Origin of the sequence: Massilia paldalensis, assembly GCF_044901715.1 — a bacterium.
Classification (GTDB): Bacteria; Pseudomonadota; Gammaproteobacteria; order Burkholderiales; family Burkholderiaceae_D; genus Telluria; species Telluria paldalensis.
Genome location: NZ_JBJCIU010000003.1, coordinates 329,102 through 342,582 on the forward strand (window position 1 = coordinate 329,102; position 13,481 = coordinate 342,582).

General features: G+C 65.7%; 11 protein-coding genes. 7 read left to right on the forward strand and 4 right to left on the reverse strand.

Going from position 1 to position 13,481, the window contains the following annotated elements; translation table 11 throughout:
- Window positions 1-21: 21 nt before the first annotated feature.
- On the reverse strand, window positions 22-1,374 hold the full coding sequence (gene tssK, locus ACI1V7_RS16160; RefSeq protein ID WP_404532817.1) for a type VI secretion system baseplate subunit TssK: 1,353 nt from the start codon (window positions 1,372-1,374) through the stop codon (window positions 22-24).
- Window positions 1,375-1,629: 255 nt separating this feature from the next.
- Between tssK and tssE the strand changes: the two genes are divergently transcribed.
- Genes tssE through tssG form a run of 3 tightly spaced genes read left to right on the forward strand, consistent with a single transcriptional unit; the run spans window position 1,630 to window position 5,059 of the window.
- Window positions 1,630-2,154: a type VI secretion system baseplate subunit TssE gene (gene tssE, locus ACI1V7_RS16165; RefSeq protein WP_404532818.1), complete on the forward strand. Its 525-nt coding sequence runs from the start codon at window positions 1,630-1,632 to the stop codon at window positions 2,152-2,154.
- Window positions 2,155-2,156: 2 nt separating this feature from the next.
- A complete protein-coding gene (tssF, locus tag ACI1V7_RS16170; RefSeq protein ID WP_404532819.1) occupies window positions 2,157-4,001 on the forward strand; it encodes a type VI secretion system baseplate subunit TssF in 1,845 nt (614 codons plus the stop codon).
- Complete coding sequence (gene tssG, locus ACI1V7_RS16175) at window positions 3,965-5,059, forward strand: type VI secretion system baseplate subunit TssG (RefSeq protein ID WP_404532820.1); 1,095 nt, start codon at window positions 3,965-3,967, stop codon at window positions 5,057-5,059. The genes tssF and tssG overlap by 37 nt, the downstream gene beginning before the upstream one ends.
- Window positions 5,060-5,077: 18 nt before the next feature.
- On the opposite strand, the gene ACI1V7_RS16180 is transcribed toward tssG, so the two are convergent.
- Entirely contained in the window at window positions 5,078-5,764 is a 687-nt protein-coding gene (locus tag ACI1V7_RS16180; protein WP_404532822.1) for an MOSC domain-containing protein, read from the reverse strand.
- A gap of 155 nt (window positions 5,765-5,919) precedes the next feature.
- Here ACI1V7_RS16180 and ACI1V7_RS16185 point away from each other — a divergent pair, with 155 nt between their 5' ends.
- The 3 genes from ACI1V7_RS16185 (at window position 5,920) to ACI1V7_RS16195 (ending at window position 8,372) form a co-directional block, all read left to right on the forward strand.
- On the forward strand, window positions 5,920-6,429 hold the full coding sequence (locus ACI1V7_RS16185) for an aryl-sulfate sulfotransferase N-terminal domain-containing protein (protein WP_404532823.1): 510 nt from the start codon (window positions 5,920-5,922) through the stop codon (window positions 6,427-6,429).
- 41 nt (window positions 6,430-6,470) lie between these two features.
- Complete coding sequence (locus tag ACI1V7_RS16190) at window positions 6,471-7,424, forward strand: aryl-sulfate sulfotransferase (protein WP_404532824.1); 954 nt, start codon at window positions 6,471-6,473, stop codon at window positions 7,422-7,424.
- A gap of 117 nt (window positions 7,425-7,541) precedes the next feature.
- Entirely contained in the window at window positions 7,542-8,372 is an 831-nt protein-coding gene (locus ACI1V7_RS16195; RefSeq protein WP_404532825.1) for an SDR family NAD(P)-dependent oxidoreductase, read from the forward strand.
- A gap of 29 nt (window positions 8,373-8,401) precedes the next feature.
- Here the strand turns inward: ACI1V7_RS16195 and ACI1V7_RS16200 are convergent, their stop codons facing one another.
- Together ACI1V7_RS16200 and mqo are read right to left on the reverse strand one after the other, a co-directional pair.
- On the reverse strand, window positions 8,402-9,295 hold the full coding sequence (locus ACI1V7_RS16200; protein ID WP_404532826.1) for an AraC family transcriptional regulator: 894 nt from the start codon (window positions 9,293-9,295) through the stop codon (window positions 8,402-8,404).
- 222 nt (window positions 9,296-9,517) lie between these two features.
- Window positions 9,518-11,221 carry a malate dehydrogenase (quinone) gene (gene mqo, locus ACI1V7_RS16205; RefSeq protein WP_404532827.1) on the reverse strand — a complete coding sequence of 568 codons (1,704 nt, stop codon included), beginning with the start codon at window positions 11,219-11,221 and terminating at the stop codon, window positions 9,518-9,520.
- 715 nt (window positions 11,222-11,936) lie between these two features.
- Here mqo and ACI1V7_RS16210 point away from each other — a divergent pair.
- Window positions 11,937-13,370, forward strand: coding sequence for a cytochrome P450 (locus tag ACI1V7_RS16210; protein WP_404532828.1), 1,434 nt, complete (start codon window positions 11,937-11,939; stop codon window positions 13,368-13,370).
- The last annotated feature ends 111 nt before the right edge of the window (window positions 13,371-13,481 follow it).

Genomic DNA, 13,481 nt, shown 5'->3' on the forward strand with positions numbered 1-13,481 from the left:
GTTGTCGATGCCGTGCGGTCGTCACGTCGCGACCGCCAGCAATTCCAGCTTCAATTCCTTCATTCCCGATGGGACGTAGATCGAGATCGACTGGGCCTGCAGCATGCGTTCATGCATATGGCCCTTGGCGTCGAGCATGAAGTAGCAGGTGTCGGGGCGGACCGGCACCGCCGCGGGCAACTGGGGCGCGTACTGGAGGCGCACGCCGGTCAGGGCGGACAGCACGCATTTCTCGACGTCGTCCGGCGCGCCCACCTTGAAGCGCAGCGGCACCATGTCGACCAGTTCCAGGGCCGGCATGTCGGCCGAAACGGCGATATAGAAGGTGGTCTTGTCGTCGATCTTGCCCGAGTCGAGCATGCCGTGGTGGTAGGAAGGCCGCACTTCGCTCAGCACGATGGCGAAGTACTTCGAGGAGATGACGGTATCGAGCAGCTCGCGCACGATCTGGTTCAGCTTGGCGAACGATGGACCGGGATCGGCGTGCTGATAGGTCGGCAGGTCGGCCAGCGTCCAGCTCTTGGAAAAGGTCATCAAGGCGCCGGCCACGTTGAGCAGCTGTTCGAACAGGCGCTCAGGATGCAGGTGGGGATGGTTGACGTAGTGCGCCAGCGTGGCGCAGGCGGAACTGGCCGTGTGCAGCAGCCAGAACGAGGACATGTCGCCGGAGCGGAATTCGATCACGTTGCGGCTCGGTTCGCGCTGGTGGCCGACCAGCGCGCCCACCTTGGCGTGCAAGGCATCGAGCAGGCGGCGCAATTGCAGGAACAGCATCGGCGCCGCGCCGATCGCCAGGCTCGGCGCCACGAAGCCATCGTCCAGCTCGAAACCACCGGAGGCGGAACGCCGTACCCGCAGCAGAGGAAAGTGGATATACGCATCACGCGGTTCGTGCTCGGCAACGATCCGCACCGTCTTCCTGAGGTAGGACAACTGGGCCGGTGCGGCCTGGGTGTACAGGTCGGGCGTTTCCTGATTCGATTGCACGAAGCGGGCCGTGTTCACGGCCTGGCCGGGCTGGGCGAAATTTCCGCTGAACGGCTTCAGGCCGGGCAGGGCGGCGTAATAGGTGATCGCCTGTAGTGACGGTTGCTGCTGTTGTCCCTGCTGGCCGAGGTCGATGGTGTCGGGCAGGTCGTCCATGCCGGGCGCATCGACCAGTTCGCCGTCCTGGAAGCGCAAGGCAAGGTCGAGGATGCGCAGCACGCCGCTCGCCAGCGCATCGCGGTCGACCTGCAGGCGCTCCACGCCCCAGGCATACGGATGCACCGCATGGATGCTCCGGTGCAGGCGATGTTCGTGGTACTGGTCTTGGCGCTGGAAATGCTGGGGTCGCAACAACAAGCCCTCACCCCACAGTACTTTGCTGCTCATACACTTATCTCCTGTCGGTGCGCAAGATTCGCTGAGTGTTTGATCGAAAGTAACCAGACAACCATAGCGCGCCGCGCGCGCTTGTGGCTCTTAACCACATGCACTCTTGCTGCCGCTCAAAATCCAGCGTAGGCAGCCGCCCACCGAACTGTTTTTTCCTGCCGGGCTATGTAAAGATGCCGGTTGGCATCAGCAACCGGACCGACGTACTGGGCCGCCACAGCGACTAGTCCCAGCGCGCATGAAGGAGAAACGATGAAGGGTTTTACGCCTGGATTGATCGACCGCTTGCTGGGCACGCCGACGCGCGGTCCGGGCGGCCCCGGCATGATGCGCATGTCGGCCGACGATTTGAAGGATGCGGTCGCACGCGACCTCGAAGCGCTGCTCAATACGCGCTCGACGATCCAGGAAGAGACGCTGAAAGCGTATCCGGAATGCAGCCGCTCGATCGTCACCTATGGTTTGAACGATTTCGCCGAGCGCTCGCTGTCGAGCCCCTCGGACCGGGCCCACATCTGCGCCTGCCTCGAGCGCGTCATCGCGCAGCATGAGCCGCGCCTGCGCAACGTCAAAGCCCTGCTCGAAATGCGCGAGGACAGCGTGAACCGCCTGCGCTTTTCGATCACGGCGCTCCTGGTCGCCAATGCATCGCAGGAACCGGTCAACTTCGACGCGGTGCTGCAACCGTCGACCCTCCAGTACAGCATCAGCAAACCGGTCCGTGCCGCGGCGACAGCGGCGTCGACGGCTCCGGCGTCGCTATCGGCAGGAGCCTGAGCTTGGAACAATTGCTGCCGTACTATGAGCGGGAGCTGGCCTGGCTGCGCCGCAACCTGCGCGATTTCGCCGAACGCTATCCGAAGATCGCGGGACGCCTCCTGATCAGCGGGGAAGTCTGCGAAGATCCGCACATCGAGCGCATGATCGAGTCGTTCGCCCTGCTCAATGCGCGCATTTCCAAGCGTCTCGACGACGACTATCCGGAATTCACGGAAGCCCTGTTCGAGGTGCTGTACCCGCACTACCTGCGTCCTTTTCCTTCCTGCTCGATCGCCCACTTCGACATGGCCGCCGCTGCCGGGCAGCAGACGGGCGCCAGCACGATCGCGCGCGGCACCGAGCTGACCACCCGTCCCGTACGCGGCGCGGCCTGCATCTTCCGCACCGTGTATCCGGTCGTGGTGGCACCGCTGGCCCTCGCCGAGGCGACGTTCGCGTCGATCATCCGCGCGCCGGAAGCGGTGCGCCTGCCCGAAGGCGCCGTTGCCGGCATCAGCCTGCGCATCACCGCCACGGCGGAGCAGGCGACGCCCGCCACGCTCGGCCTGTCGCGCCTGCGCGTCTTCATCGATGGAGAACCATCGTTCTGCGCCGCCCTGCGCGATGCCCTGTTCCTGCGTCCCGTGGCCGCCTATGCCGAAGCAGACCGGGACGGACGCTGGGCCCGGCTGGACGCCATCCCCGTACTGGCTGCCGGCTTCGACGATGCGGAAGCCCTGATCGACTTTCCCGATCGCTCGCATCCGGCCTACCGGCTGCTCACCGAGTACTTCTGCTTTCCCGAGAAATTCAACTTCTTCGACATCGACCTGGCGGCGCTGGCGCAGGCGGTGCCGCGCGGCAGCCGGACGATCACCCTGCACCTGGCATTGAGCGGCATCCGTTCGGACTCGAACACGGCGCGCATGCTCGAGACCCTGTCGACCAACAATGTCCTGCTCGGCTGCACGCCCGTCATCAATTTGTTCCGCCAGCGCGGCGAACCGATCCGGCTGACGCATACGAGCGCCAGCTATCCGGTGCTGGCCGATGCACGCCGTGCCTTTGCCTACGAAGTGCATGCGATCGACGCCGTCAACCTCGTGCGCCAGACGCCGCAAGGCGAGACCATCGTCGCTTTCCGTCCGTTCTACTCGCTCGAACATGCGCAGACGCCGGAACAGGACGGCCGTTACTGGGTCGCGCAACGCGACGAGACGCTGGCCGACAAGAGCCCCGGTTTCGAGACCCAGATCGCCATCGTCGACATCGACTTCGACCCGGCCGCGGTCGAGACGCAGACGCTGAACATCGAACTGACCTGCACCAACCGCGACCTGCCGACGATGCTCCCGTACGGCCAGCGCGGCGGCGACCTGTTCCTCGAAGGCGGTTCCAGCGTGCGGGCCATCAGCTTCCTGCGCAAGCCCAGCGCGTCACTGCGTTTCGAGAGCGGACGCGGCGCGCACTGGCGCCTGATCTCGCATCTGTCGCTCAACCACCTGTCGCTCGCCGGCGGCGGCGTGGCCGCCTTCCGCGAGATGCTGGCACTGTACGATTTGCCGCGCTCGCCGTCGTCGCAGCGCCAGATCGGCGGCATCGCGGCGATCGCGTACAGGGCCTGCAGCGCCTGGCTGCCGGGCAATCCCTTCGCCTGCCTCGTACGCGGCGTGGAGGTATGCCTGACCATCGACGGAGAAGCCTTCGTCGGCAGCGGCATCCACGTGTTCGCCCACGTCGTCGAACGCTTTCTTGCGCTGTACGTGCATGCCAACAGCTTCACTCGCCTGGTCATCGTATCGAAAAAAACGGGAGAGGAGTTACTGACATGTTTGCCAAGAAGCGGCGATTTGAGCCTGCTGTAATCGAGCGACTGTTCAGGGAACCTTATCGCTTCGAATACTTCCATGCGGTGCGCGTGCTCGAACTCTGGCTCAAGCGCCATGGCGTCGCGCGCCAGGGCCGGCAGGCCGATCTCCTGCGCTTCCAGAACACGACCTCGCTCGCCTTTCCTTCCAGCCAGGTGGCCGCCGTCCAGGCCGAGCCGCGCGGCATTGCGCCCGACGCGGCGGCGCTCGGGGCGGCGCTGCAATCGGCCACGCTGGAGTACGTGCGGATCACGCCGGCCTTCATGGGCCTGCTGGGCGGGAACGGCGTGCTGCCGGCGCACTACACAGAACGCATCGCCGGCCACCAGCAACAACAGGCCGACGAGGGACCGCGTGCCTTCCTCGACACGTTTTCGAACCGTTCCCTTGGCCTGTTCTACGAAGCCTGGCGCAAATACCGGCTGGCGCTGAAGTACCAGCGCGACGGCCAGGACGGCTTCCTGCCCTTGCTGCTCAGCTTGTGCGGACTCGGTCCGCCGTCGCTGCGCGCGCGCCTGCAGGGCAGGGACGACGGCGTGGTGCTGGACGAATCGATCGCCTACTTCGCGGCCGCGCTGCGGCACCGGCCCGCGTCCGCCGCGCAGATCGCGCGCGTGCTGTCGGCCTACTTCGGCCAGCCGGTCGCCGCCGAACAATTCGTCGGGCACTGGTACGACGTGCCGCCGCAACAACAGACCACGCTCGGCACCCCGAACGCCGTGCTGGGCGCCGGCGCCATGGCCGGCGTGCGCGTCTGGCAGCGCGACCTGCGCCTGCGCCTGGTGGTCGGCCCGCTCGACGGCCCGCGCTTCGATGCCTTCCTGCCGGGAGGACTGGCGGCCCATGCGCTGAAAAGCATGCTGTCGCTGTTCACCGGGGTCGCGCTCGAATACGACGTCGAACTGGTGCTGCTGGGCGCCGCCGTGCGCGGCACGGTACTCCCGCGCGAGGAAGACGAGCAGGGCGCGAAACGCCTCGGCTGGGATGCCTACCTGGTCACCGAGGCGCAGACGCACGACCGCAACGACGTGTGCTACCAGCTCGATTTTTCCTGAGCGGCGCCCCTACCTTTCCTAGCAGTCGACGACGAACGGATCGTCGAACAGGCCGCGCCCATGCCAGCGCGGACGCGCGGGATCCGCGCCCTGCGCCACGGCCTTGGCCGCATACGCGGGCCGCAGGCGGCGCAGCACGGCCGGGAAGGCCCGGCAATAGGTCGACGCGATGCCGGCCAGGCGTGCCAGCTGGCGGTATTCGACGGCATGCCCGGGCGGCACCGCATCGAGCACGCGCACCACGCGCTCGCGCCAGTCGTCGGACCAGGCGGGCAACAGGCGGCCGACATCGCGCACGCGGTCCCCCGGACGGATCTCGCCGCCGGCAAGGACGCGTGCCAGCACCCCGCGCCGCGCCCCGAGCGCGCGCGCCAGGCCGCGGCGCTGCAGGTCCAGCTGGCCGCAGGCTTCGCACTGGAACATCAGGCGCAGCAGCACGTCGCTGCCGACCTGCAGCACGGTGCCGGACGCCAGGTGCGCGGTGTCGATGTCGAGCAGCAGGTTCTCGCGCAGCGCATGCGCGGGCAGGTCCAGGTCCGCATAGGCCGCGCGGCCGGCCAGCAGCAACTGGCGCGGCGACAGCGGGTCGGCGTGGACGTCGCCGTCCAGGCCATGCGCGGCCAGCGCCAGTACGCGCTCGCTGCGCTGCGGAAGGAGGTTGCGGGCCGGACGAACGGCCAGGGCGTCGATCGAGGCGATATGCATGCGGGTCGTGTCGAAAATAAGAAGAGGCTGCCGATAGCGTTGGTCAAGCGAACTCGCCGGAAGTTCGGTCGTACATGTTGATCGCATCGATAACGCGACAATTCGATTTCATCGACAGTGCAGTCTGATTCCGCGACGATTTCACGGGAGGCCGTATGAAACCGCATCCACGGATATTCCTCTGGTTCATCCTGCTGCTGCTCGCCGCGTGCGGCCACGACCACGACGATACCCAGGCCGAACGCGCCAACGTCACCGTCGTCGAGCACACGCCGGGATCCACGCCCTTCATCCGCACGCTCGTCCTCGGCGTGGAGCACGTGGAGGACCTGAAGCGGGTCTCGTATTCCATCACGCCGAAGCCGGGAACGTACTCGAAACCCGTCGCCGTAGACTACGAGCGCGCCTGGCTCGATCGCAGGAACGCCTACGTGGCGGCCTCCCGGCGCCTGTCGCTGCCCGTATTCGGCCTGTATGCCAACCACGCCAACATCGTGACCGTCGACGTCGCATTCGCCGACGGCTCGGTGCACCACGCGCAGGTGACGATGGAGACGCCGGCCCACACGGCGGCCGATGCATTCTACGGCACCCGACGATCCGCACCGCGCGCACGGCGGCGCCCCTGCCCGGCCTGGACTTCATCGAAATCCACAATACCGTAACCTCGCCCGTCGTCATCGACAGCGACGGCAACCTGCGCTGGGTGGCCACCGGACTGAACGACTCCATATCGACACTGTTCAGCGCCAACGGTTTCTATATCGGCAGCCCGAATGCGCCAGTGCTGTATCGCATGGAACTGGATGGAGGCCTGACCGCCAACCTGCTGCCTCCGCCGACATTCACCAACTTCCACCACGACCTCGCCGTGGGCAAGAACGGCTTGCTGGCCGAGGTGGACACGGTCGAAAACGGCGTGGCGAACATCGAAGCCGTCCTGCTGGAGCTGAGTCCCACCGGGCAGGCACTCAAACGGTGGGACATGGCACAGATCTTTCGCGACGCCATGCAGGCCGGTGGCGACGATCCGTCCAACTTCGTACGCGACGGCGTCGACTGGTTCCACATGAACTCCGCGATCTACAGCCGTGCCGAGAACGCGCTGTACGTCTCCAGCCGCGAGAACTTCGTCGTCAAGCTGGATTACGAGACAGGCCGCATCCTCTGGCTGCTCGGCGACGCCAGCAAGCACTGGTACACCTCCTACCCGTCGCTGCGTGCCCTGGCCTTGCGTGTTGTCGGCGGCAATCCGCCGGTGGGCCAGCACTCGCTGTCGCTCGACGCCGACGGCAAGCTACTGCTCTTCAATAACGGCTACGGCAGCCTGAACCAGCCGGCGGGAACGCCGACAGGCGTGACGCTTCCTTACAGCGCGCCCGTCAAATACGCGATCGACGACAGCAAGCGCACGGCAACGGCAACGTGGACGTTCGAACATGGCCGCGACATCTTCTCCGACATCTGCAGCAGTGTGTTCGGCACGAGCAGCGCGACCTACCTGGTCACGTATTCCGCAACCGAGTCGCGCACGCATGCACGCATGCTGGGGCTCGACCAGGCCGGCAATGTCGCGTTCGACTTCGACTACCCGACCGCCAACTGTTCCACGGCCTTCCTGGCGAAGCCGTTCCCGTTCGACGCGCTCTCCTTCGAGTGAACGAGAAAGCCGGCAGGCGTCTGGAGGATCAGGCAAAAACCTTCCAGCATCCGGCAACGGCGGGACGAGCCCGCGCCGGATACTGGGTGCTCCTTCAACGCACATCGGGAGCACACCATGAACAACGATACCGACATCACTACCAACAACGACATCGATAACAGCACCAGTCACACAGACACCGGCAACGGCACGGGCAGCATTGCCATCGTCACCGGCGCCAGCCGCGGGCTTGGACGCAACACCGCACTGCACATCGCCCGCCGTGGCGGCGACGTCATCGTCACTTACCAGCAGCGGGCCGACGATGCCGAAGCGGTGGTGGCGGAGATCCGCGCGCTGGGCCGCAAGGCACTCGCGCTGCGCCTGGACATCGGCGACACCGCCGGTTTCCCGCTGTTCGTGGAAAACGTGCGTGCCGGCCTGCGCGACGTCTGGCAGCGCGACCGCTTCGACCACCTGGTCAACAACGCCGGCCATGGCGACATGGCGCTGATCGAAGAGACGACCGAAGCGCAGTTCGACAAACTGGTCGACGTCCACTTCAAGGGCGTGTTCTTCCTGACGCAGGCGCTGCTGCCCCTGCTGGCGGATGGCGGCCGGATCGTCAATCTGTCCACGGGCCTGACCCGCGTCTCGTACCCGGGCTTTGCCGCCTATTCCGCGGTCAAGGGGGCGGTGGAAGTGTTGAGCGTCTACCTGGCGAAGGAATTGGGCAAGCGTGGCATTGCCGTCAACACGGTGGCGCCGGGTGCGATCGAGACCGATTTCCTCGGCGGCGCCGTGCGCGACATGCCGGACCTGAACCGGGCGTTTGCCGACATGACGGCACTGGGACGCGTCGGCATGCCCGACGACATCGGCCCGATGATCGCGAACCTGCTGAAAGAGGATAACCGCTGGATCAATGCCCAGCGCATCGAGGTCTCCGGCGGCCAGACCATTTGATGCCGATGGACCGACAGTCTGATGCCGTATCAGGCCGCCGCATGCAGGCGACCGTACGCGGCCGCGACCTCGCGCACGGGCGGCATCCCGAACATGCGCCCATACTCGCGCGTAAATTGCTGCACGCTTTCGTAGCCGACCGTGAATGCCGCGTTACTGGCATTCACGCCGTCGGCCAGCATCAGGCGGCGCGCCTCGATCAGGCGCAATTGCTTCTGGAATTGCAGCGGCGACAAGGACGTCACGGCGCGGAAATGCTGGTGGAAGGCGGAGGGACTCATGCCCGCCACCGCGGCCAGCCGCTCGACCGGCAGGCGCTGCGCATATTCGGTGCGCAGCAGCGCCACCGCACGCGCGATGCGGCGCACGCGGCTGTCGGGCACGCCCAGCCGGCGGATCGCCGCGCCATGGCGCCCGGCCAGCAGCCAGTAATGCAACTCGCGCACGAGCGATCCCTGCAGCACGGGCAGCGAGGCCGGCCGCTCGAGCAGGCGCATCAGGCGCAGCGCGGCATCGGCGACGTGGCTGTCCGTCGTCTCGATCTGCACGGGCGCATCGTCGGCCTGCGCGACTGCCGCCATCTCCGTCGCCAGCCCGGCGATGACGGCCGGATCGAGATCCATCACCAGCGAATAATAGGGCGCGGCCAGGCTTGCTTCCACGATCTGGCTGACGGTGGGCACGTCGGCCGTGATCAACAGTGAATCGCCGGCCCGGAAGGTGAACGACTGCCGGCCCATGGTGACGTGCTTGGCGCCCTGCAGGACGAGGCAGACGAGGGGCCGCGCGATCTGGTAGCTCAGTTCGGTACGCCCGGTCGCACGGATGGCGGTGAGCCCCGGGATCGGAGTACGGGCGGCACCGTCGGCGCCGGCGTGAACGTCCGCATGATGACGGACTGCATCGAGGAGGGAAGTGTCCATGCGATCCATGGTAATCCTCCTGCAGAGGCAAGGAAACTAGCGGGAAAGGAAGTAGGAGGATCGGGCAAAAAGTGGAGAGATTCCGGTCAACGGCGGTAACGATCCCGGTAGCGGATGCCGTCACGCCCATCCGAATGCAAGACGGACGGCGCCGCTAACCCGGTCGGCCGTCCGTCATGGAGGGCGGCCGCGGCAGGCGCCGCAACCGTCATGGACTGCAGATCAGTGCGCGGCAACCGCGGCAGCCGGAGCGGCTGCGGCGACCTGGGCGTCCTTGCCGTCCTGGGCAACCGGCGCCGGCAGGGCGGCGGCGGGCACGGTCGCCGTCGCGGCGATCTCGGCAGGCGTCGCCTTGCCGGCGGCGTCCAGCGTGAAGGCCTTCAGGCCCAGGTTGCTGCTGCTGTACTGGCGGATCTGGTTGGCGTACACGGGATCGCCGTTCAGCTTGCGGCCGTAGGAAGGCACGATCTCCTTCATCCTGGCCTGCCATGCCGGCGTCTTGAGCTGGTCGCGGAATGCCGACTTCTCGAGCACCTTCATCATGATCGGGGCAGCCGTCGACGCGCCCGGCGACGCGCCCAGCAGCGCGGTCATCGACCCGTCGGCGGAGGCGACCACTTCGGTACCGAACTGCAGGATGCCGCCCTTCTTCGGATCGTCCTTGATGACCTGCACGCGCTGGCCGGCGTTCTGCAGGGTCCAGTCTTCCATCTTCGCGTTCGGCAGGTAGTCGCGCAGGGTGGCCAGGCGCTCTTCCGGGGTCAGCATGACTTGCTGCACCAGGTACTTGGTCAGCGGGATATTATCCCAGCCTGCCTGGACCATCGGACGGACGTTACCGGTATTCACGGCAGCCGGCATGTCGACCCACGAACCGTTCTTGAGGTACTTGGTCGAGAAGGTCGCGAACGGGCCGAACAGCAGCGCCTGCTTGCCATTGATGATACGGGTATCCAGGTGCGGGACCGACATCGGCGGCGAGCCGACCGAAGCCTTGCCGTACACCTTCGCCCAGTGCTGCTTGATGACTTCCTGGTTGGTCGTCACCAGCCATTGGCCGCCGACCGGGAAGCCGCCATAGCCCTTGGCTTCCGGAATCTGGCTCTTTTCCAGCAGCGGCAGGGCGGCACCGCCGGCGCCGATGAAGACGAACTTGCTGCGCAGGGTCTTTTCGGTGCCGTCGGCCAGGTTCTTGACGGTGACGTTCCAGATGCCGTCGTCGCCGCGCTTGATGTCTTCGACCTGGTGGCGCAGGCTCAATTGCATGCCGGTGTCGGTCAGGTGCTTGACCATGCTGCGGGTCAGTGTGCCGTAGTTGACGTCGGTGCCGATGTCCATGCGGGTGGCAGCGACCTTCTGGTTCTTGTCGCGGCCATTCATGACCAGCGGCGCCCAGGTGCGGATCTGCTCCTGGTCTTCGCTGTACAGCATGCCCTTGAACAGGTTTTCCTTCTGCAGGGCGGCGTAGCGCTTGCGCAGGTAGTTGATATTGTCGTCCCCCCACACGAACGTCATGTGCGGCACGTTGTTGATGAAGGTGCGCGGATCGCCCAGGTATTTCTTCTGCACCTGGTAGGCCCAGAACTGCTTCGACACTTCGAACTGTTCGTTGATGTCGACGGCTTTCTTGGTCTCGATGCTGCCGTCTTCCTTCTCCGGCGTGTAGTTGAGTTCGGCGAAGCCCGAGTGGCCGGTACCGGCATTGTTCATCGAATCGGAGCTCTCGGCGCCGACGGCATCGAGACGCTCGACCATCTGGATCTTCAGGTCGGGTTGCAGTTCCTCGAGCAGGGTGCCGAGGGTAGCGCTCATCACGCCAGCGCCGACCAGCAGTACGTCGACCGGTTGGTCCGAAGCAGCGGGAGGCGTCTTGCTGCACGAAGCAAGTGCAAGGCTGGTGAGTACGACGATCAGTGATTTACGCATGGTGGATGACAAAAAAAATTGTGGATAACACGACCAATGGATCCCATGCCGGCACATTTCCATGGTCCCGAGAGAACAAGGAACCATGTCGCGAAGAACATGCGGCGGATCCTGCTCATTGGCTGGGAAAAGCATCCGGCGGCATGACGAGGAAGGAAGGCAACGCCGCAGCGGATCCTGGGCTGCGACATGAGGCAAGCAAATGGGCAGGTGTGCACATTACTGAACAATCAGCCTGGCATCCTTCCTGCGCAATCCATCGAGTGGGACTTATGCCCCTTAAGGCAAGCGAATTATATTCACCCAAATGTTCTCGATAAAAATTATATTTCCGAATAACAGGTATAACTTACGTTTTATATCTTATAGAGGAGTTGACTCATCCATGCCGAAGATGCACCAATATGGTGTTCGTTGGTAATAAAACCTGGGCATACGCACAAATCCTCCGTCGCGGTCTCCCGATCGCTTGTGCTTTTCGTGCAGGGCAGTCACGGCCTCGCACCGTCCGCCTGAATCCCTGTCGTCAGTAGGGATACGCGTGCAATTGGCAACAACGGATACGGATCGGGGCCGTCGGCGCAGTGTTGCGCGTGCATGCAGGCGTTCAAGCTTGCGTCGCCGCGTCCGCAGTTCACGTAGAGTCGGCAGGGCAGACTGGTCAGACAAAGCCTTCCTGTGGGCATGCTGGCCCGGCCATTCGGAGACATCGCACATGAAACGAACCAAGCAGGACCTGCTGTTTGCCGCCGGCGTACTGGGTGTGTTCGGTGCCGGGGTTGCGGCGGGACGGATGCTCGTGCGGCCGCAGCCTGCTGACACGACGCTTCCCCGCGCCAGCCTGCTCGATACGCTCGCCCTGTCCCTCGACGTCGTCGCGCCGACCCTGGCCAAAGGCGTGATCATCCGCCGCCCACCCGTCGTGGCGCTCGCCGAACGCCTGGAACTGGACCGGCGCGCAGTACGGCGCATGCAGGCGCTGCGCGCCAGATACGGTCCCGGCCCGCTGATGCTGCGCCTGCCGATCCGCCGGCAGGCCGTCGTGCTGGCGCCCGAGCACGTACGCCGCGTGCTCGACGAGACGCCGGAGCCGTTTGCCGCTGCCAGCAGCGAAAAGCGGGCCGCGCTCGCGCATTTCGAACCGCAGGGTGTGCTGGTGTCGCAGGGCGCCGAGCGGGCCGACCGGCGCCGCTTCAACGAGGGCGTGCTCGAGCACGAGCGCGCCGTGCACCACCTGGCGGACAGCTTCGCCGCCAAGATCGACGAGGAAACGGCGCACATCATGGACCGCGCGCGCGAACGCGGGGAACTGGACTGGGACGCCTTCGCGTCCGGCTGGTATCCGCTCGTGCGGCGCGTGGTGTTCGGCGACGGCGCCCGCGACGACCAGGAACTCAACGACATGACGGTGCAGTTGCGCCGGGCCGCGAACTGGGCCTTCCTGCATCCGAAGAAGCGCAGCGTGCAAACACGCTTCTTCGCACGCATCCGGGACTACCTCGACCGCGCCGAAGCGGGCAGCCTGGCTGCCGTTGCCGCACGCATGCCGGCGACCGGCAAGACCCAGCCGCACCAGCAGGTCCCGCAATGGCTGTTCGCCTTCGACGCGGCCGGCATGGCGACGTTCCGCGCGCTGGCCCTGCTGGCCAGCCACCCCCAGTATGCCGAGCGTGTGCGCGCCGGGTTGCGCACGCATGGGGGAGAACGGCGCCACGACTTGCCCTTGCTGCGCGCGACCGTGCTGGAAGCGCTGCGCTTGTGGCCCACGACGCCCGCCATCCTGCGCCAGACGACCGCCGCCACCGACTGGGAACGGGGCCGTATGCCCGCCGGCACCGGCATCCTGCTGTTCGCGCCGTTCTTCCACCGCGACGACGAACGCCTGCCGTATGCCGACCGTTTTACGCCCGAATTATGGCTCGATGAGGGAAAGGTAGAGTTCGAACACCGCGATTGGCCGCTGATCCCGTTCAGCGGCGGTCCCGCAACCTGCCCGGCGCGCAACCTGGTGCTGATGCTGACGAGCATGATGCTGGCCGCGCTGGTCGAGGACACGTCGTTCCGGCTGGCGCCAGGAAGGGAGCTGGACCCCGCGCGCTTGCCGGGTACGCTGGACAATTACCGCCTGCGTTTCCGCTTCGTCGACTAGGAAAAGCCGCCACTGCGCTTTGTCGGGCGCTTTTTCCAAGGCCGGGCAACGGCGCGCTGCGCCGCCACATGGCGGCGCATAATCCCTTGGGCTCGCTTCCCCACCATCCTC